The 20,532-nt window shown below is 64.1% G+C and carries 14 protein-coding genes and 3 pseudogenes; 8 read left to right on the forward strand and 9 right to left on the reverse strand.

Annotated elements, in window-relative coordinates:
• The first annotated feature begins 132 nt into the window (after nucleotides 1-132).
• Nucleotides 133-872 (forward strand): annotated as a pseudogene (locus tag ACVDG8_RS17935) (GntR family transcriptional regulator).
• An 82-nt stretch (nucleotides 873-954) separates the two neighbouring features.
• Nucleotides 955-2,480 (forward strand): annotated as a pseudogene (locus ACVDG8_RS17940) (malonate--CoA ligase).
• A 299-nt stretch (nucleotides 2,481-2,779) separates the two neighbouring features.
• Here ACVDG8_RS17940 and nagA read toward each other — a convergent pair.
• From nagA to ACVDG8_RS17960, 4 genes and pseudogenes are all read right to left on the reverse strand, one after another.
• Nucleotides 2,780-3,940 (reverse strand): N-acetylglucosamine-6-phosphate deacetylase, encoded by a 1,161-nt coding sequence (nagA, locus tag ACVDG8_RS17945; protein WP_447255866.1) that lies wholly within the window; start codon nucleotides 3,938-3,940, stop codon nucleotides 2,780-2,782.
• Nucleotides 3,937-4,967 (reverse strand): annotated as a pseudogene (locus ACVDG8_RS17950) (SIS domain-containing protein). The gene nagA and the pseudogene ACVDG8_RS17950 overlap by 4 nt, the downstream one beginning before the upstream one ends.
• Nucleotides 4,964-5,743 (reverse strand): GntR family transcriptional regulator, encoded by a 780-nt coding sequence (locus ACVDG8_RS17955; protein ID WP_455707808.1) that lies wholly within the window; start codon nucleotides 5,741-5,743, stop codon nucleotides 4,964-4,966. The pseudogene ACVDG8_RS17950 and the gene ACVDG8_RS17955 overlap by 4 nt, the downstream one beginning before the upstream one ends.
• Nucleotides 5,740-6,621 (reverse strand): BadF/BadG/BcrA/BcrD ATPase family protein, encoded by an 882-nt coding sequence (locus tag ACVDG8_RS17960; RefSeq protein WP_447255869.1) that lies wholly within the window; start codon nucleotides 6,619-6,621, stop codon nucleotides 5,740-5,742. Before ACVDG8_RS17960 ends, ACVDG8_RS17955 begins: the two co-directional genes overlap by 4 nt.
• Before the next feature lie 199 nt (nucleotides 6,622-6,820).
• Here ACVDG8_RS17960 and ACVDG8_RS17965 point away from each other — a divergent pair, with 199 nt between their 5' ends.
• The 6 genes from ACVDG8_RS17965 (at nucleotide 6,821) to ACVDG8_RS17990 (ending at nucleotide 13,339) form a co-directional block, all read left to right on the forward strand.
• Nucleotides 6,821-7,729 carry an N-acetylmuramic acid 6-phosphate etherase gene (locus tag ACVDG8_RS17965; RefSeq protein ID WP_447255870.1) on the forward strand — a complete coding sequence of 303 codons (909 nt, stop codon included), beginning with the start codon at nucleotides 6,821-6,823 and terminating at the stop codon, nucleotides 7,727-7,729.
• Nucleotides 7,730-7,781: 52 nt separating this feature from the next.
• The gene (locus ACVDG8_RS17970) at nucleotides 7,782-9,041 is read left to right on the forward strand and encodes an ABC transporter substrate-binding protein (RefSeq protein ID WP_447255871.1); all 1,260 of its coding nucleotides are present in this window, start codon (nucleotides 7,782-7,784) and stop codon (nucleotides 9,039-9,041) included.
• A 224-nt stretch (nucleotides 9,042-9,265) separates the two neighbouring features.
• Nucleotides 9,266-10,195, forward strand: coding sequence for a carbohydrate ABC transporter permease (locus ACVDG8_RS17975; protein ID WP_447255872.1), 930 nt, complete (start codon nucleotides 9,266-9,268; stop codon nucleotides 10,193-10,195).
• 8 nt (nucleotides 10,196-10,203) lie between these two features.
• Entirely contained in the window at nucleotides 10,204-11,043 is an 840-nt protein-coding gene (locus tag ACVDG8_RS17980; RefSeq protein ID WP_447255873.1) for a carbohydrate ABC transporter permease, read from the forward strand.
• Nucleotides 11,044-11,263: 220 nt separating this feature from the next.
• Complete coding sequence (locus ACVDG8_RS17985; RefSeq protein WP_447255874.1) at nucleotides 11,264-12,325, forward strand: Gfo/Idh/MocA family protein; 1,062 nt, start codon at nucleotides 11,264-11,266, stop codon at nucleotides 12,323-12,325.
• A gap of 15 nt (nucleotides 12,326-12,340) precedes the next feature.
• Nucleotides 12,341-13,339: an ABC transporter ATP-binding protein gene (locus ACVDG8_RS17990; protein ID WP_447255875.1), complete on the forward strand. Its 999-nt coding sequence runs from the start codon at nucleotides 12,341-12,343 to the stop codon at nucleotides 13,337-13,339.
• Between the two features lie 263 nt (nucleotides 13,340-13,602).
• Here ACVDG8_RS17990 and ACVDG8_RS17995 read toward each other — a convergent pair whose 3' ends face one another.
• From ACVDG8_RS17995 to ACVDG8_RS18015, 5 genes are all read right to left on the reverse strand, one after another.
• Nucleotides 13,603-14,448 carry a fumarylacetoacetate hydrolase family protein gene (locus ACVDG8_RS17995; RefSeq protein WP_447255876.1) on the reverse strand — a complete coding sequence of 282 codons (846 nt, stop codon included), beginning with the start codon at nucleotides 14,446-14,448 and terminating at the stop codon, nucleotides 13,603-13,605.
• 233 nt (nucleotides 14,449-14,681) lie between these two features.
• Complete coding sequence (locus ACVDG8_RS18000; RefSeq protein ID WP_447255877.1) at nucleotides 14,682-15,413, reverse strand: SDR family oxidoreductase; 732 nt, start codon at nucleotides 15,411-15,413, stop codon at nucleotides 14,682-14,684.
• Nucleotides 15,414-15,778: 365 nt separating this feature from the next.
• Entirely contained in the window at nucleotides 15,779-18,154 is a 2,376-nt protein-coding gene (locus ACVDG8_RS18005) for an aldehyde dehydrogenase family protein (RefSeq protein WP_447255878.1), read from the reverse strand.
• 164 nt (nucleotides 18,155-18,318) lie between these two features.
• Complete coding sequence (gene deoC, locus ACVDG8_RS18010) at nucleotides 18,319-19,371, reverse strand: deoxyribose-phosphate aldolase (RefSeq protein ID WP_447255879.1); 1,053 nt, start codon at nucleotides 19,369-19,371, stop codon at nucleotides 18,319-18,321.
• A gap of 207 nt (nucleotides 19,372-19,578) precedes the next feature.
• The gene (locus ACVDG8_RS18015; protein ID WP_447255880.1) at nucleotides 19,579-20,406 is read right to left on the reverse strand and encodes a ferredoxin--NADP reductase; all 828 of its coding nucleotides are present in this window, start codon (nucleotides 20,404-20,406) and stop codon (nucleotides 19,579-19,581) included.
• Nucleotides 20,407-20,532 lie beyond the last annotated feature (126 nt).

A 20,532-nucleotide genomic window follows, 5' to 3' on the forward strand; every position in this document is an offset into this window, starting at 1 on the left:
ACCACTCACTCGTCTTAAAGTCGAATACCGTCATCTTCCGCTTGAGGCAGAAAAGCCCAACGGTATGATAGTTTTGCGGGATATTGCTTCGCCAGCACCCCTGACGAGGCGAAGGCAGGGACAGGAGCCAGTTTGACATACGGGACCGGCGATGGGGGCGAGGGCAAGGGTGCCAAGAGCACGCTGGCCAGCTCGGTGTACCATCAGCTCCGCGACGACCTTCTGCGGGGAGCCCTGGAGAGCGAAAGCAAGCTGCGCGTCGAATGGGTCGTCGCCCGCTATGGGGCCGGCGCGTCGCCCGTACGTGAGGCCCTCAATCGCCTGGCCGCCGAGGGCCTGCTCGGACGCCACGACCAGCGCGGCTTCTTCCTGATGCCGGTGAGCGCGGTCGAGCTCGAAGAGTTGACGCGCACGCGCTGCTGGCTGGAAGAACGCGCGCTGCGCGAATCCATCGCCCATCGCACGGCCGAATGGGAAGAGCAGCTGGTGCTCGCCTTGCATCGGCTGGCGCGGGCAGACCGGCGCCTGCCCGACGATCCGGCGACCAACAATCCGGAATGGGAGAAGCTGCATCGCGCCTTCCACCGCGCCTTGATTTCGGCCTGCCGGTCGCATTGGCTGATCGGCTTCTGCGACCAGCTTTCCGACCAGGCCTCGCGATACAGGCTGATCTCGCAGCGCGGGCCGGAACAGATCGCGACGATATCGGAGAGCATCGCACGATCGCCGAGCGCGCGCTGGACGGCGATGCCGACGGCGCTGTCGAAGCCTTGATCAATCACTATCGCCTCACGGCGGCGCTCTGCATGGAGCGCTTCAACCAGGGCTATGCGCCGCAGGCCGCCGGCAAGGCTCGGCGCGCCCGCAAATAGCTGTCTCTCAACGGCAAATCTGTTATTTGCTCTGGAAAGCATGGTGGAGCCGTCAGGCTTTGTCGGAATGCCGGGGACGGTCATGACCAATCATCTGTTCGATGCCTTTCGCGACCGCATGCCGGCGCCCGACCGTTTGATGATGGAGACGGATGACGGGCGTTCGATCTCCTATGGCGACATGCTGGCAAGATCGGCGCAGCTGGCGCATGCCCTGCTGCAGATGGGCGTCCAGCCCGGCGACCGCGTCGCCGTCCAGGTCGAGAAAAGCCCCGAAGCGGTGTTGCTTTATCTGGCCTGCGTGCGCGCCGGCGCCGTCTTCCTGCCGCTCAACACCGGCTACACGCTGGCCGAATTGGCGTATTTCTTCGGGGACGCCGAGCCGCGGCTGATCGTCTGCGATCCGGCGCGGGCAACAGAGATCGAGGCGCTGGCGCAAACGACAGGCGCCGCCACCGCAACGCTCGGCAGCAGCGGCCAGGGCTCGCTGATGGAACAGGCGTCGCGCTTGCCGTCGGATTTCCATGATGTCGCACGCGGCCCGGACGATCTCTGCGCGATCCTCTACACCTCCGGCACGACCGGGCGTTCCAAGGGGGCGATGCTCAGCCACGAGAACCTCGCTTCCAATGCGCGGGTGCTCGCCGATTGCTGGCGCTTCAACGCCGACGACGTGCTGATCCACGCGCTGCCGGTTTTCCACACACATGGCCTGTTCGTCGCCACCAACGTCGTCCTCATCGCTGGCGCCAGAATGCTGTTCGAACGCAAGTTCGACCCCGTCCGCATTGTTTCGTTGCTGCCGCGCGCAACGGTTTTGATGGGCGTGCCGACCTTCTATGTGCGGCTCCTGCAGCAGGATGGCTTGAACGAGCAGGCTGCCATTCGCATGCGGCTGTTCATTTCCGGCTCGGCGCCGCTGCTGGCCGAGACGCACGAGGCCTGGCGCGAGCGCACCGGTCACGCCATCCTCGAGCGCTACGGCATGACCGAAACCAACATGAACACGTCCAACCCTTATGACGGCGAGCGGCGCGCCGGCACAGTCGGCTTTCCTTGCCGGGTGTCTCGCTGCGCGTCACCGATCCCGAAACAGGCATTTCGCTTGCCCAGGGCGACATCGGCATGATCGAGGTGAAGGGTCCGAACGTGTTTGCCGGCTATTGGCGCATGCCGGAGAAAACGAAAGCCGAATTCCGCGACGACGGGTTCTTCATCACCGGCGACCTCGGCCTGATCGATGCCGACGGCTATGTCCACATCGTCGGGCGCGGCAAGGACCTGATCATCTCGGGCGGCTACAACGTCTATCCGAAGGAGGTCGAGAGCGAGGTCGACGCGCTCGACGGCATCAGCGAGAGCGCGGTGATCGGCATTGCGCATCCGGACTTCGGCGAGGGCGTCACCGCGATCGTGGTGCGCAAGCCTGGATCGACGATCAGCGCCGCCGACATTGTCCAGGCCATCGCCGAACGGCTGGCGAAGTACAAGCATCCGAAGCAGGTGATCTTCGTCGACGACCTGCCGCGCAACACGATGGGCAAAGTGCAGAAGAACCTTTTGCGCGAGGCGTATAAGGATATCTACGCCAAGCCGGCTAATGGATGACTTACTGACTGAACCTCGACTGGCTTGTCGGGCGGCTCGCGAACCTTGGAAATCGGCCAAACCTATCGTGCGTTCGTCATCCTAGGGCGGAGCAAGGAGCGAAGCGACGCGCGCAGACCCTAGGACCCATTCCGTGACGCTAAAGCACTGCTAACGTTGCAGAATTCTGCACCGTTGCACTTTACGCCACAGGTCACGGAATGGATCCTCGGGTCAAGCCCGAGGATGACGACGCGCGAGGGGCTCCGGCCAATCGCGAACGTTTGCATTGGTTTCCTGATTGACGGTGGATCGAGTACCTACGCTCCGAAAACCTTCTTGCCGCCGATCCAGACAGTCTTGACGTCCAGCCCTTCCGACAGGCCAACGATGTCGGCCGCTGTCCCGTTGGCGAAGCGGCCCAGCCGATGCGCCTGGCCGATCGCCTGCGCCGGATAGAGCGAGGCCATGCGCAAGGCTTCGGCGAGTTCCAGCCCGACAACGCGGTGGACGAAGCGCACCGCCGAGATCATGTCGAGATCCGCGCCGGCAAGCGTGCCATCCGCGAGCCGCAGGCTGCCATCCTTGCGATAGACAGTGCGGCCGTTGAGCGTGAAGGACGTCATGTCGGTGCCGATCGTGGCCATGGCGTCGGTGACCAGCACGATCTTGCCCGGGCCTTGCTTGGCGCGCAGCGCCAGGATCATCGTCGCCGGGTGGACGTGGATGCCGTCGGCGATGATCCCGGCTGAGAGGCTGCCGACATCGATTGCCGTGCCGGCGAGGCCGGGTTCGCGGTTGCCGATCTGGCTCATGGCGTTGAACAGATGCGTGACCACCGTGGCGCCGGCCTTGGCGAAGGCGCTGGCCGTCTCGTAGCCGGTGTCGGAATGACCGAGGCTGACGATGACGCCGGCCTTGGCCAAAGCCGTGACACGGGATGCGTCAACCGATTCCGGCGCAATCGTGGTCAGCAACACAGGCAGATCCTGGCGCAGTGCGATAAGCGCTGCCTGATCGGCATCGGTCATCGGCCGGATAAGCGCCGGATCATGCGCGCCCTTGCGGGCTATGGAGAGATGCGGCCCTTCCAGATGCAGACCGAGGAAACCCGCCACCTTTTCCCGGGCGGCCTCGGTGCCGGCTGTTATGGCAGCAGTGGTGATCGCCGGCGTATCGGTAATCAGCGTCACCAGCAGCGCCGTCGTGCCGAAGGGCGCGTGCGCGCGGCAGATGGTCTCGATCGAGGCGACATCGGGATGGTCGTTGAGCATGACGCCGCCGCCGCCATTGACCTGGAGGTCGACGAAGCCGGGTACGAGCAGACCGCCGCCGGTGTCGACGGGCGTCACGCCGGACGGGATGGCGCCGGCAGGCAGAATGGCCTCGACGACATCGCCGTTCACCACGAGGGCGGCATCGTCGTGCCAGTCGTCGCCGTCGAAGATGCGGGCGCCGGTGAGTGCGAAACGGTCGCTCATATGGTTTCCGTCACCTTGCGCAGGTTGCGCGGGGTGTCCGGATCGAGACCGCGATGGCGGGCGAAGGCCTCGACGAAGCCGTAAAGGACACGATCAGCGGCAGCGGATCGGTCAGCGGATGTCCAGTGGCGACATGCGGCAGAAGGCTCGCGACCTTTGCCTTGTCCGACGTGATGAAGGCGGCCGCGCCCTTGGCCGCGACGCTATCGGCGGCCTCGGCAACGGAAGGTTCGGACGCATCGCGGGCAGCGAGCGCCAGAACCGGGAAACCCGGCCCGACCAGGGCCAGCGGCCCGTGCATGACCTCAGCGGCGCTGTAGGCCTCGGCATGCATGGCGCAGGTTTCCTTGAATTTCAGCGCCGCCTCGTTGGCGATTGCGAAGGACGGGCCACGGCCGAGGATGAACAGCGATTGCGGATTTTCGAGCGCGGCGGCCAGCGCCATCCAGTCGCAGGCGATCGCTTTCTCGAAATGCTCGGGGAGCCGGGCGAGCGCGGCGAGCAGCGGCTGATCGCCGGTGCTGTGCGCCATCAGCGCCAGGCCGGCGACGGCTGAATTGACGAAGGTCTTGGTGGCCGCGACGCTGCGCTCCGGCCCTGCGAGGATGTCGATGGCGTAATCCGAAGCCCGCGCCAACGGCGAGTCGGCTGTGTTGGTGATGGCAACGGTCAGCGCGCCGCCGGCCCGTGCCGTCTCGGCCATGGCGACGATGTCGGGGCTTTTGCCGGATTGCGAGATCGCCAGGCAGGCCGAACCGCGAAGTCTCAGCTTGGCGCCGTAGATCGAGGCGATCGACGGGCCGACCGACGCGACGGCAAGGCCGGCCGTCAGTTCGACCGCGTATTTCATGAATGTAGCGGCGTGGTCGGACGAGCCGCGCGCCACGGTGACGACGAAATGCGGATCGCGCTCGCGCAGGCCGCGGCCGGCCTCGGCAAGGACGGCGGACGACCCGTCGAGCAGACGGGCGGCGGCCTCAGGGATCTCGTCGATCTCGCGGCGCATATGAGTGGTGTTGGCGATCATGGCCGGCTCTCCTCTCCCGGCCCGGTCAGCCGGAGTTCCGCGACGAAATCATAGGCGTCGCCCCTGTAGACCGAGCGGGTGAACTCGATCACCTTGCCGCTCGCAAGATAGGAAATACGCTCGATATGCAGACCGGCAACCCCGGGCGGCACTTCCAGAAGGCGAGCATCGGGGTCGCCGAGATTGGTGGCGGAGATGCGCTGCACGGCGCGAACCGGGCGATTGCCGGTCAATCCCAGCGCCGCGTAGAGCGATGAGCCGATCGCCTCGGGATCGGGCAGCACGCTTGCCGAAATTGCCGCGCGCTCGATCGCCAGCGGCGTGTCGTTGGCCACGCGTAAGCGCGAAACACGCGCGACGAGCTCGGTCGACGACAGGCCGAGCACCATCATCTCGTCGGGCGATGGCGCAAACAGCCCGCGGTCGAGCCAGACGGAGCGCACCGTCATGCCGCGACGCGCCATGTCTTCGGTGAAGGAGGTGAGCCGGGACAAGGATTGCTCGACACGCTCCATGCGCGGCGCCACGAAGGTGCCTGAACCATGGCGCTGGACAAGGATCCCGCCCTTGACCAGATCCTGCACCGCCTTGCGCACGGTGACGCGCGAGATGTCGGCCTTGCTGGCGATGTCGCGTTCCGAAGGCAGCGCGTCGCCGGGGCCGATCAGGCCGCGATTGACCGCTTCCTCGATGCTTTTTCTCAGTTGCAGATAAAGCGGCGCGCCACTCTGCGAGGATTCTTTCAGCATAGCGAAGATCTGGTCGGCGGCGCTCATCGCGGCGCCTCCGAACCAGGCGCGAAGATGCGCACCGCCATCTGCACGGCGCCGCCGAGCGCATCGTCGAGCGGGGCTTTCAGCAGCGCCTGATAGCGCGCCGACAAGCGTGGCGCGTAGAGCGGCGCCAGGCCGCCGAGCAGGCAGAGCGGCGCATCATCGGCCAGATCGAGGGCGTCGAGCGACGCTTCGACATCGGCCACCGCCTTGTCGAGGATCCAGTTGGCGACGACATCGCCCTTTTGCGCATGGTCGAAGACCTTGGGCGCGAAGCCGCCGAAATCGCCGGGCTTGGCGTTGGTGGTGAACTCGACCACGTCCTCCGGATTGTTGCGGAAGACGGCAAGCATGGCATCCGTCAGCGGCGAGCCGGCACGGATGCCGTCATAGGCCAGCAGCGTCTGCTCGAGCAGGTCGCGGCCGATGCGGGCGCCGCTGCCCTGGTCGCCGACCTGGAAGCCCCAGCCCCCGATGGCGCGCGACTTGCCCTGCTTGCGCGCCATATAGGCGGTGCCGGTGCCGAGAATGGCCATAGCGCCGTCGCCCGAGCCGACCGCGCCTTCGAGCGCGATGTCGGCGTCGGTTTCGACGCGGCTTTTGCTGAACGGCAGGATCGCTTCAAGCTGTTGCCGGTATGTGCCGACATTGGCGCCGGCGAGACCGAGAATGGCGGGCGTGTGCGGGATAAGCTCGGGATCCTTGCCGGCGGCGACGAAGGCCTGCCTTGCCGCCTCGACGATATTGGCGCGGGCGCCGGTGAGATCAGTGCGGATGTTCGCAGCGCCGCTCCTGGCGCGCCCAACGACAGCGCCGTCAACGGTCGCAAGGGCCGCCCTGCAGCTGGTGCCGCCGCCATCGATGCCAAGCACGAAATTCACGTGATTTCTCCTCGCGGCGGATAATACCAATAAAATACCAATAGCCAAGCGTTAATTTTCGTTTCAAAAAAGATTAAGGCGTATTTTATTGAAAACCCATGACATTCTGCCAGCGGGACACCTGCGACACTCGAAAAGTGTTAATGGATGTGGACAAGTGGTATTTTTTGGTATTGTTCCCGCAGTTGGAGGACAATGGATGGCCGAGACGCGCACAGAAGCGCTTCATCAAAACGCCGAGGGGCTGGATGTCCAGGCCCCCGATGCCATCCTTGCATTCCTCGCCAATGCCCAAATCGAAGCCGCCAAGGCCGTGCATGGCGCTATCCCGGCGATTGCCGTGGCCGCCGAACTCATCGCCAGGCAATTGAAGACCGGCGGCAGGCTGGCCTACGCGGCGGCCGGCAGTTCCGGCCTGATGGCGGTGGCCGATGCGCTCGAATTGCCCGGCACATTCGGCATCGCGCGCGACCGCATCGCCATCCTGATCGCCGGCGGCAACGAGGCCTTCCGCACTTTGGCCGGTGGGCCGGAGGACGACACCAATGAGGCTACCGCCGCGGTTGCCGACGCCAATATCGGCAAGGGCGACTGCCTCATCGCCATTTCCGCCAGCGGCTCGACCCCTTACGCGGTGCAGGCGCTGGCAGACGCGCGGCATCGGGGCGCGGCGACCATCGCGATCGCCAACAACCGGGGCGCGGCCCTGTTCAAGCAGGCCGATGTCGCGATCCTGCTCGAAACCCCGCCCGAACTGATCGCCGGCTCGACGCGCATGGGCGCCGGCACCGCGCAGAAGATCGCGCTCAACATGCTGTCGACACTCGCCGCCATCCATCTTGGCCATGTCCATGACGGCTACATGGTCAATCTCAGCGCCGACAACATCAAGCTGCGCGACCGCGCCGTGCGCATGGTCGCCGCCATCAGCGGCCGCAGCCGCGACGATGCCGCCCGCCTGCTCGAGGAGAGCGGCGGCGTTGTCAAAACCGCCATTCTGCTCGCCGCCGGCGCCGCCAACGCCGATACGGCCGAGAAGATACTGGAAGGGACCGGCCAGAAGCTCAGGCCGGCGCTTTCGGCGATCGAGGGGAGCAAGGGGCAATAGCTCCTGTTCTCATCAAAACCGAACCTGAAAAAGGTCAACAGGGAGACTGAACATGACGACTAAACTACTGACGGCACTGCTGCTCGGCACAAGCATTCTCGGCACCACGGGAATCGCGCTGGCCGATGACGTTACGCTCAACATCGAGAGCTGGCGCGGCGACGACCTTGCGATCTGGAAGGACAAGCTGATCCCGGCTTTCGAAGCCAAGAACCCCGGCATCAAGGTGGTGTTCGCACCTTCGGCCCCGACCGAGTATGACGCCGCGCTTGGCGCCAAGCTCGCCGCCGGCTCGGCAGGCGACCTGATCACTTGCCGCCCCTTCGACAAGTCGCTTGAGCTGTTCAAGAAGGGCAATCTTGCCGACCTGACCACGCTGCCCGGCATGGAGAACTTCTCGCCCGTGGCCAAGTCCGCCTGGCAGACCGACGACGGCAAGACGAGCTTCTGCGTGCCGATGGCCTCGGTCATCCACGGCTTCATCTACAACAAGGACGCCTTCGACAAGCTCGGCCTAAAAGTGCCGACGACGCGCGACGAGTTCTTCGCCGTGCTCGACAAGATCAAGGCCGACGGGACCTACATCCCGATGGCGATGGGCACCAAGGACCTCTGGGAAGCCGCGACCATGGGCTACCAGAATATCGGCCCGAACTACTGGAAGGGCGAGGAAGGCCGCGCCGCGCTGATCAAGGGCGACCAGAAGCTGACCGACAAGGACTGGGTCGCTCCCTTTGAGGAACTGGCCAAGTGGAAGCCTTACCTCGGCGACGGCTTCGAGGCGCAGACCTATCCGGACAGCCAGAACCTGTTCACGCTCGGCCGCGCCGCCATCTATCCGGCCGGCTCGTGGGAAATCGGGCTGTTCAACACCCAGGCGCAGTTCAAGATGGGCGCCTTCCCGCCGCCGGTCGAGAAGGCCGGCGACACCTGCTACATCTCCGACCATACCGATATCGGCATGGGCCTGAATGCGGCGTCGAAGCATGCCGACGCGGCCAAGACCTTCCTGTCCTGGGTCGCCTCGCCGGACTTCGCCACCATCTACGCCAACGCGCTGCCGGGCTTCTTCAGCCTGAACTCCGCGCCGGTGAAGATGGCAGATCCGCTGGCACAGGAATTCGTCTCCTGGCGCGGCAAGTGCAAGTCGACGATCCGCTCGACCTACCAGATCCTGTCGCGCGGCACGCCGAACCTCGAGAACGAGACCTGGGTTGAATCGGCCAACGTGATCAACGGAACCGACACGCCGGAAGCTGCCGCCAAGAAGCTGCAGACCGGTCTCGACGGCTGGTACAAGCCGGCGAAGTAAGACCTCGACAACAGGCCGGCCGGGCGCTCGCCCGGCCGGCGCACTACCTGTTTTGAGATAACGATTGTCGGCGCAGCCTCTCGGTCCTACCCTTATCTGGCGGGGAAGACGAAGCCGGACAATCGCAGGCCTTGTCCTCACCTGGCGGGGACAATCAAGCCGTGCATCGAGGCGTCAGCTAGCATCATTTGACCTGGAACCGAGAGACGGCGGGGACCGAACTCATGGCCGCAGAAATACGACCGAAAAGACCGTTTCGCTGGCATATCGGCGTCTTCCTGGCGCCGGCGGTGCTGGTCTACACGGCCATCATGATCCTGCCGCTCGCCGGCACGCTGCAGCTCTCGCTGTTCCGCAATGTGAGCGAATCGCAGGTCTTCGTCGGGCTTGGCAATTTCCGCACGCTGTTCGGCGACCCCAACTGGTCGGTGGGTTTCTGGAACGCGCTGAGGAACAATGTCTGGTTCTTCATCATCCACATGCTGGTGCAGAACCCGATCGGCGTGCTTCTGGCCGCACTGCTCTCCAGCCCGAGGCTGCGGTTTGCCGTGTTCTACCGTACGGCGATCTTCGTGCCGACGATCCTGTCCTTCGTCATCGTCGGCTTCGCCTGGAAGCTGATCCTGTCGCCGCTGTGGGGCGTGGCGCCGCACCTGATGGACTTCGTCGGGCTGAAAAGCCTGTTCACGCCGTGGCTCGGCAAGGAGCAGTATGCGCTGACCGCGCTCAGCCTGGTCTCGGTGTGGCAGTTCGTCGGCATCCCGATGATGCTGATCTACGCCGCGCTGCTGTCGATCCCCGAGGAAGTCATCGAGGCCGCCGAATGCGACGGCATCACCGGCATGGCGCAATTCTGGAAAATCAAGCTGCCGCTGATCCTGCCATCGATCGGCATCATCTCGATCCTGACCTTCGTCGGCAATTTCAACGCCTTCGACCTGATCTACACCGCGCAAGGCGCGCTCGCCGGGCCGAACTATTCGACCGACATCCTCGGCACCTTTCTCTACCGCGCCTTCTTCGGCTTCCAGCTGCAGGTCGGCGATCCCAACATGGGCGCGACGATCGCCACGATGATGTTTCTGATCATCCTCGGCGGCGTCTGCGTCTACCTGTTCCTCGTCCAGACGCGCCTGCGTCGCTACCAGTTCTGAGGCGCGCCATGAGCACAGCGACCCGCTCCCTTCCCCGCACCATCGGCGCCCACGCGATCCTTTTGACCTACACGGCGATCGCGCTGTTTCCGGTGATCCTGGTCATCATGAACTCTTTCAAATCCCGCGCCGGCATCTTCGGCGCGCCGCTGACGCCGCCGACGCCAAAAACCTTCGACCTGATCGGCTACACGACAGTGATCGGTCAGGGCGACTTCATCCATTATTTCCAGAACAGCTTTGTCGTTACCGTCGGATCGCTGTTCTTCGTGCTTCTGTTCGGCGCCATGGCCGCTTTCGCGCTTTCGGAATATCGCTTTCGCGGCGATACGCTGATGGGGCTTTATCTGGCGCTCGGCATCATGATCCCGATCCGCCTCGCCACCGTCGCCATCCTGCAGCTGATGGTGGCGAGCGGGCTGGTCAACACGCTGACCTCGCTGATCCTGGTCTACACCGCGCAGGGCCTGCCGCTGGCGATCTTCATCCTGTCGGAATTCATGAAGCAGGTGTCCGACGATCTGAAGAATGCCGGCCGCATCGACGGGCTGTCGGAATACACGATCTTCTTCCGGCTGGTGCTGCCATTGGTGCGGCCCTCCATGGCGACGGTCGCCGTCTTCACCATGATCCCGATCTGGAACGATCTGTGGTTCCCGCTGATCCTGGCGCCGTCAGAAGAGACCAAGACGGTGACGCTCGGCGCACAGCTCTTCCTCGGCCAGTTCGTCACCAACTGGAACGCGATCCTGGCGGCGCTTTCGCTGGCGATCCTGCCGGTGCTGATCCTCTATGTCATCTTCTCGCGGCAGCTGATCCGCGGCATCACGTCGGGAGCCGTCAAGTGAGCGGTGTTCGCCAACTCTCCGCCGTGCTGCGCTCCACCCCACCCGGCGCTGCGCGCCGACCTCCCCATCGAGGGGAGGTAGCAGGTCGCCGCTTTGTTCTTGACCGCCACTGGTTTGAGTTCGCGCTAACGCCCTACCTCCCCTTGATGGGGAGGTCGGCGCGAAGCGCCGAGCGGGGTGACACCCTCTCAAGAAAAATTGGAATGTTTGGAGTGGTTAGGTGAGCGATAAAACACCCCTTCGCGTCGTCGTCGCCGGTCTCGGCAATATGGGCCGCAGCCATGCGCTCGCCTATCACAACAATCCGGGTTTCGAGATCGCCGCGCTGATCAACCGCTCCGATGTGCCGCTGCCCGAGGGGCTCGACGGCTACGGCATCAGGCGCTCGTTCGACGATGCGCTGCGCGACGAAAAACCGGATGTCGCCGCGATCGCCACCTATTCCGACAGCCATGCCGATTATGCGGTGCGGGCGCTCGAGGCCGGCTGCCATGTCTTTGTCGAAAAGCCGTTGGCGACGACGGTGGCCGACGCGCAACGCGTCGTCGACTCTGCCAAGGCCAACGGCAGGAAGCTGGTGATCGGCTATATTCTGCGCCACCACCCGTCCTGGATGCGGTTGATCGCCGAAGCGCGCAAGCTTGGCGGGCCATACGTGTTCCGCATGAACCTCAATCAGCAATCCTCCGGCCATACCTGGGGGACGCACAAGCAGCTGATGCAGACGACGTCGCCGATCGTCGACTGCGGCGTGCATTATCTCGACGTCATGCTGCAGATCACCGATGCGCGTCCGGTCGAAGTGCGCGGCATGGGGGTGCGGCTGACCGACGAGATTGCGCCCACCATGTACAATTACGGCCATTTGCAGGTGCTGTTCGAGGACGGCTCGGTCGGCTGGTACGAGGCCGGCTGGGGGCCGATGATTTCGGAGACGGCCTTCTTCGTGAAGGACGTGATCTCGCCCAGGGGCTGCGTGTCGATCGTGATGAAGGAAGGTGTGAAGTCCGACGACATCGACACTCACACCAAGACCTCGACCATCCGCCTGCACAGCGCCGCGACGGGGCCGGACGGTAAGTTCGCCAAGGAAGATCAGTTGCTCTCGATGGAAGGCGAGCCCGGCCATCAGGAACTCTGCGATGCCGAGCAGGCCTTCCTGCTCAAGGCCATCCGCGAGGATATCGACCTCACCCGCCACATGGACGATGCCGTGAAATCGCTCGCCGTCTGCCTTGCGGCCGACGAGAGCGTGCGCAGCGGCAACGCTGTGAAACTCTAGAACAGGAACGACGCCGTGGGCTCGCTGAAGATCGAGAATGTGAAGAAGGCCTTCGGGCCGGTCGAGGTGCTGAAAGGCATCGACCTGGAGGTGACCGACGGCGAATTCGTCGTCTTCGTCGGCCCCTCCGGCTGCGGAAAGTCGACGTTGCTGCGGGTGATCGCCGGGCTGGAGGATTCGACCTCCGGTCGCGTGCTGATCGACAGCGCGGACGTCTCGATCACGCCACCTGCCAAGCGCGGCATCGCCATGGTGTTCCAGACCTATGCGCTCTACCCGCATCTGACGGTGAAGAACAATATGGGGCTGGGCCTCAAGCAGGCCGGCACCCCGGCCGCCGAGATCGAACGTCGCATCGGCATTGCCTCATCCATGCTGTCGCTTGAACCCTATCTGGAAAGGCGACCGGCCGAATTGTCGGGCGGCCAGCGCCAGCGTGTCGCCATCGGCCGCGCCGTGGTGCGTGAGCCAAAACTGTTTCTCTTCGACGAGCCGCTGTCGAACCTCGACGCGGCGCTGCGCGTCAACACGCGGCTGGAGATCGCGCAGCTGCACCGGCGGCTCAAGGCAACGATGATCTACGTCACCCACGACCAGGTCGAGGCGATGACGCTGGCCGACAAGATCGTCGTGCTCAACGCCGGCCGGATCGAGCAGATCGGCGGACCTATGGAACTTTACAATTCGCCGGCAAACGAGTTCGTCGCCGGCTTCATCGGCTCGCCGAAGATGAACTTCATCGACGGCGCCAGGCTTGGCGAGGCGGCCAAGACCATCGGCGTGCGGCCCGAGCATCTGACGGTCGACACGAAGTCCGGCGCCTGGAAGGGCACGGTGGTGCATGCCGAGCATCTCGGCGCCGACACCAACCTCTATCTCGACTGCGAGAGGGCCGGGCTGATCACCGTGCGTATTTTCGGGGTGTATGACGCGGAGCCCGGCGCGACGCTTTATGCGACGCCGGAACCGGGAAAGACGTACCGGTTTGGGGCTGATGGGAAAGTGCTGAAGTAGATACGCCGGCGCTCCTTTCCTCTCCCTCCGGAGGGGGAGGTGGCGCCGCGAAGCGGCGACGGAGTGGGGGAAGCCGGGTGCCCCAAGCGCAGCCGCCGAAAAGCAGGCACGACCCAGTGCGCGCCCAGACCAGTCTCGCCGAGCAGTCGACCCCCACTCCGTCGAGCTTCGCTCGACCTCTTCCCCGATCGACGGGGAGAGGAAAGGCGCGAAGCCGTCTCCACCTCCCGAACTTCCACAAGAAGAGGACGGAGAAGTAGTGCCTAAACGTCCGCCTTAAACGTCTGCTTCTGCTGGCCCAGGCCTTCGATGCCCAGCTCGACCACATCGCCCGCCTTCAAAAACACCGGTGGCTTCATGCCGAGGCCGACGCCGGGCGGCGTGCCTGTCGAAATAATGTCGCCTGGATGCAGCGACATAAACTGGCTGAGGTAGGAGACCAGATATTTGACGCCATAGACCATGGTCTTGGTCGAGCCGTTCTGCATGGTCTTGCCATTGACGGTCAGCCACATTTTGAGGTTCTGCGGATCGGAGACCTCGTCCTTGGTCACCAGCCACGGGCCGGTCGGGCCGAAGGTGTCGCAGGACTTGCCCTTGGTCCACTGACCCTGGCGCTCGGCCTGGAAGGCACGCTCGGAAACATCATGCGCGACGCAATAGCCGGCAACATAATCCAGCGCGTCGTCCTCGCTGACATATTTGGCTTTTCTGCCGATGACTACGGCGAGCTCGACCTCCCAGTCGGTCTTTTGCGAGCCGCGCGGGATCAGCACGTCGTCATCCGGCCCGACAATCGCCGAGCTTGCCTTCATGAAGATGATCGGCTCCGGCGGCACGGTGGCGCCGGTCTCGGCGGCGTGGTCGGAATAGTTGAGGCCGATGCAGATGAATTTTCCCGTGCCGGCAACGCAGGCGCCCATGCGCGGCTTGCCCGATACCGCCGGCAGCGATTTCGGATCGAGTTTGGCGATCATCTCCAGCGAGGCCGGATGAAGCGCGGTGCCGGCGATATCGGCGACGTGAGCCGAAAGATCGCGGATCGTCCCATCCGCATCGAGCAAGCCGGGCTTTTCGCTGCCAGCTTCGCCATAGCGCAACAACTTCATCTTTTTCTCCATCTTGCAGCCCGAAGGCCGTTTGCAATAATCCGCTATGGTAGCGCTTCCGTCGGTACCGAATGGACCGTAGAGCGTTTTACCGTTTCATGGAAACGGCGAACCGCTCTATCTCCTTTGTTTTGGAGCAATTCCGGACGGAAAACCGTTTCACACTTTTCCTGGAATTGCTCTAGCCATCGATCTTACCCGCAGCAAGCGCCGAGCATTTCTTCCTGCAGAACTCAGATCGACCAGCCGCCGTCGATGTTATAGGCCTGCCCCGATGTGTAGGTGGCGCCGGCCAGATAGACGGCGAGATCGGCGATCTCTTCCGGCGTGCCGAGCCGGCCCATGGGCTGGCGGGCGATGAAGGCCGCGCGGGCGGCTTCGTAATCGCCTTGTGCGTGCATGCGATCCTGCAACGACGGGCTTTCGACGGTGCCCGGGCAGATGGCGTTGCAGCGTATGCCCTTGGCGACGTAGTCGGCCGCGACCGCCTTGGTCAGGCCGATCACCGCCGCCTTGGTCAGGCCATAGGCAAAGCGGTTCGGCACGCCTTTCTGCGAGCTTGCCAGCGACGCCATGTTGATGATCGAACCGTCGCCGCGCTCCAACATGCCGGGCAGCACGGCGCGGATCGTGCGGATCATGGCGCGGACATTGAGGTTTAAAGCGAAATCGAGGTCTTCGTCCTTCATTTCCAGGATTGAGCCCGAATGGACGAAGCCGGCGCAATTGAACAGCACGTCGACGCGACCGATTTCGGCGAAAGCGGCAGCGACGGCCTCGTCGTTGAGCACGTCGAGCTTGCGGGTCTTGATTCGCGGCGTCTTACCGAGCTCGGCCAGCGCTTGCTCGTTGATGTCGGTGGCATGGACTATGGCGCCCGCTTTGGCGAAGGCCAGCGCGCTCGCCCGCCCGATGCCTTGCGCCGCTGCCGTGATGACGGCCACCTTGCCTGCCAGATCCGCCACGCTTGTCTCCTCGCCTGGAGCGTTTTACCGTTTCATGGAAACGGCGAACCGCTCTACCTCGTTGTTTTTACGCAATTCCGGACGGAAAACCGCTTTGCACTTTTCCTGGAATTGCTCTCATGCATCCGCCCTTTATCGGTGGCCGGTAGCAGCGTCGTGTGCCAGACGCCAGCATCATGCGGCCTGTCGGCTTCACAATAAAGATGTTTTTTCTCGTTAAAGAGCAAGCGCACGAGCGTCAAGCCCGAACGCGTTCACCTTCGCGATAGCTGCTTGAACGCATATCGCTTGCCCGGATGCAACGACATGTACGACAACAGGACAATAAAACATCCTGCCGGGTTCGTTCAGATGCCTCAAGGCGATCAGTCGCCGTAGGGCACCCAGACGTTCTTGACCTCGATGGCGCGGCGCAGGATCGCCTCACCGGCAGCACCGTCCGAGGCCCAATCGAGGCTACGGCCATTGCCCGTCCAGACACGCTTGAGGTTGCCGATGGACTCGGCCTCCGCCTTGGCGCAGGTTTCGGCATCGGCGAACACCCAGAGCCCGTCGACGTCGTCATGCTTGGCCAGCACGCCGGCAAGCTCCGCCGTACGACCGGTGACGATGTTGATGGCGCCGGCCGGAACGTCGGAATATTCGATCACTTGGTAGAGGTCGGTGGCGAGCAAGGGATGACGCTCCGACGGAACAGCCACCACCGTATTGCCCAAGGCAAGCGCGGGTGCGACCAGCGAGATGAAGTTGAGCAGCGGTTGGTTATCCGGCGCAACGATGCCGACGACGCCGACCGGCTCGTGCAGCGCAAGCGTGACGGCGCGGGCCGGCGGCTGGTGCACGCGGCCCTCGAACTTGTCGGCAAGTCCGGCATAGAGGAAGAGGCGCTCGATCGACAGCTCTACTTCTTCCCGCGCGGCCTTGGCGTTGGCGCCGGTCAGTTCGGTCAGCCGGGCGGCAAACTCGCCGGCGCGACCGGAAAGGTTCTCGGCGAGATAGTACAGCACCTGGCTGCGATTATAAGGCGTCGCCTCCGGCCAGGCTTTGCAGGCGCGCGCGGCCGAAACCGCATCGCGGATGTCCTTGCGGTTGCCGAGGCCGACTTCGCCGGCAAGCTTGCCCTTGGCGGTGGCGACACCGAGCGAATAGTTGCCGTCCGGGCGCACCTGCTTGCCGCCGATGAACAGCTTTGCCGTGCGATCGATGGCCGAACCATCGGCCTGCTCGACCGGTTGGGCTGAACCCGCGGCTGCCGGCTTGATGACCGGACCCGCGGGAAGCTTCACGGCCAGATATTCGAACATGCCTTCGCGGCCACCCTCGCGGCCATAGCCGCTTTCGCGGTAGCCGCCGAAGCCGCAGGCTGCATCGAACATGTTGGTGCCGTTGACCCACACCACGCCGGCCTTCAATTGCGGCGCGACATGCAGGGCGAGGTTGACGTTCTCGCTCCAAACGGAAGCAGCCAGCCCATAGCGCGTGTTGTTGGCGAGTTCGATCGCTTCCTCGGTGTTGCGGAAGGTCATGGTGGCGAGCACCGGTCCGAAGACTTCCTCCTGCGCGAGAATGTTAGCCGGCGAGACACCTGTGGCGAGCGTCGGCAGATGATAATAGCCGGTGGCCGGCAGCGTGGCGTCCGGTTGCCAGCAGTCGGCGCCCTGCCTGGCGCCCTCGGCGATCAGGCCCTTGACGCGATCGAGCTGGGTGCGGTCGACCAGCGGGCCGATATCGGTGTTCTTGTCGAGCGGGCTGCCGACGCGCAGCCGGCTCATCCTGACCTTGACCTTGGCGATCAGGGCCTCGGCAATGCCTTCCTGCACCAGCAGGCGCGAGCCGGCGCAGCAGACCTGGCCTTGGTTGAACCAGATGCCGTCGACGAGACCTTCGACGGCGCTGTCGAGATCGGCATCCTCGAAGACGATGAAGGCCGATTTGCCGCCAAGTTCGAGCGACAGTTTCTTGCCCGATCCTGCCGTCGCCTTGCGGATGATCTTGCCGACCTCGGACGAGCCGGTGAAGGCGATCTTCTGGACACCGGGATGGTTGACGATGGCCGCGCCCGCTTCCGGTCCGCCCTGGACGATGTTGACGACGCCCTTGGGCACGCCGGCGCGCTCGCAGATTTCGGCGAACAGGATGGCGGTGAGCGGGGTGAACTCGGCCGGCTTCAGCACCACCGTGCAACCGGCGGCCAGAGCCGGCGCGATCTTCCAGGCCAGCATCAACAGCGGGAAATTCCACGGAATGACCTGGCCGACGACGCCGACCGGCCTGTGATCGGGAAAATCCTTCTCGAGCGCCTGCGCCCAGCCGGCATGATGGATGAAATGGCGGATCGCCAGCGGCACGTCGATGTCGCGACTTTCGCGGATCGGCTTGCCGTTGTCGATCGATTCCAGCACCGCGAACAGGCGCTGGTGGCGCTGCATGGCACGGCCGACGGCGTAGAGCACTTTTGCCCGGGCATAGCCCGAGGAGGCGCTCCACTTCGGCAGCGCCTTGGCCGCCGCTGCGACAGCCGTGTCGATGTCGGCGGAACCGGCGTCGGACACTTTGGCCAGCAGCTTGCCGGAAGACGGGTCGCTGGTCTCGAAAGTCTTGCCGCTTGCGGCTGCCTTCCAGGCGCCGTCGATGAACAGCGCCTTGGAGAAATCGCGGGCGGCGAGCCAGGCGTCCGCCTCGTTGCGGGCTTCCGGCGCCGGGCCGTATTCCATGGCGTGATAGCGTTCGAGGATGTTCATGTGGTGCCTCCTTCACCCTCCCCTTGCGGGGAGGGTCGATCGGCAAAGCCGATCTGGGTGGGGGTAACTGGCTGATGATTTCGTTCATTGGACAGGCCGTTTGTTCTTTCGACCCCCACCCCGCCGCTGCGCGGCGACCCTCCCCACAAGGGGGAGGGTGGGAGCTACGCCATCGCGTGGCGGTGGTTGGCCGAATAGTGGCCGGTCAAATGGTGTTCGAGCTGGCGTTCGATGTCGGTGAGCAGGCTGGAGGCGCCGAAGCGGAACAGGTCCGGTTCCAGCCATGGCCGGCCAAGTTCCTCCTTCATCAGCACCAGCCAGTCGAGCGAGACCTTGGCGGTCGAGATGCCGCCGGCCGGCTTGAAGCCGATGAGGTAGCCGGTCTCTTCGAAATAGGCGCGGATGGCGCGCACCATGGCAAGACCGACGGGAAGCGTGGCGTTGACGCTTTCCTTGCCGGTCGACGTCTTGATGAAGTCCGCGCCGGCCATCATCGCCACCATCGAGGCGAGCATGACATTGCGCAGCGTGGCGAGGTCGCCGGTGCCGAGGATGACCTTGAGATGCGCGTCACCGCAGGCGGCGCGCATGGCGACGATCTCGTTGAACAACTCGCGCCATTTGGCGCCGTAGACCAGGCCGCGCGGAATGACGACGTCGATCTCGTCGGCGCCGTCCTTCACCGAGGCCTCGATCTCCTGCAGGCGGGTCGAAAGCGGTGCAAGCCCGTGCGGGAAGGCAGTGGAGACCGCGGCGACATGGATGCCGGTGCCGCGCACCGCATCGACCGCCGTGGCGACAAAAGGGTGATAGACGCAGACGGCTGCCGGGCGGATGGTTTCGCCTGATATGCCCAGACCCTCCATGATATCGCGGCGCAACGGGTTGATCGCCTTGGCGCAGAGCCGACGCACGCGCTCGTCGGTGTCGTTGGAGTTCAGCGTGGTGAGATCCATGCAGGCTATCGCGCGCAACAGCCAGGCGGCCTGGTTGTCGGCCTTGATCGAGCGCCGCTTGGTCAGCGTGGCGACACGGCGCTCCAGCGCCGAACGGTTGACGCTGCGCACCGATTCCAGGAAACCGAGGTCGAGTTTCATGCCGGGGTTGCGGGCAATGCCATGCTCGCTCAGCACAGGCGTGTTGGCGGCGGCGCGCGCCGGCAGCGGCATCACCTTGGACGCACCGGCACCTGCGCCAGCCTCGCGGATCGTGCTCATCTCCTGCCCTTTCATTCAGCGACGTGCGCTTTATGTCCTGACGCGCGTCGCAACCCGCTCCACACTTGCGGGCGACACGCACAAGGATAGCCCGCGAAGTTACGCTTCACGAGTCCTCAAGCAAGGGATAGCCGAAAAAGGCCGCGAAAGCAGCTAGTTTTTGACCGGAAGGTCAAAAACTCGATTTATCGAAGTGAGGAGCAGGCCTCAGCCGACGAAGGCGCGCTCGACGACGAAGCTTGCCGGATGGCTGAGCGAGCCCTCCTGGAAGCCAAGGCTCTCGGCGAGTTCCTTGACGTCCTTCAGCATATGCATCGAGCCGCAGATCATGATGCGGTCGGTCTCCGGATTGAGCTTCTCGATGCCGAGATCGGCGTAGAACTTGCCGGAGCCGATCAGCGCGGTGATGCGGCCCATGCGCGCCGACTCCTCGCGGGTCGTCGAATTGTAGAGCGTGACGCGGCCGCCGGTCAGCTCGCCGATCAGCGGATCGCTCTCGAGCGCCGCCACCAGTTCCTGGCCGTAGATGAGCTCGGCATTGTCGCGGCAGGTGTGGGTGAGGATGACCTGGTCGAACTTCTCATAGGTATCGGGATCGCGCAGCAGGCTGGCGAAGGGCGCGATGCCGGTGCCGGTCGAGATCATGATCACACGTTTGGCTGGCGTCAGCGCGTCGAGCACCAGCGTGCCGGTCGACTTCTGGCGCATGATGACGGTGTCGCCGACCTGGATCTTCTGCAGCTCGGAAGTGAGCGGACCGTCAGGCACCTTGATCGAGAAGAATTCGAGTTCTTCGTCCCAGGCCGGGCTGGCGACGGAATAGGCGCGGAAGACCGGCTTCTCGGCATTGGGCAGGCCGATCATGACGAATTCGCCGGAGCGGAAGCGCAGCGACTGCGGCCGGGTGATGCGGAACGAGAAAAGCCGGTCGGTGTAATGCTTCACCGACACCACGGTTTCGGCATAGACATTGGCCGGGATCGGGAACTGCAGCGGCCGGGCGCCGGCGACGTTCAACGTGGATGTGGTGTTCATCAAACCCAACTTTCCGACGCCGGCGAAACGCTCAGGCGCCAAATTCTCTCCTGCGCGTCCGAACGGTCAGGTCCCAACGTGCTCTTCACACACTGCCAAGCGGTAAGCTCTTGTGTCAGAAACTTA

The sequence above is a fragment of the Mesorhizobium sp. ORM8.1 genome, from assembly GCF_053005525.2.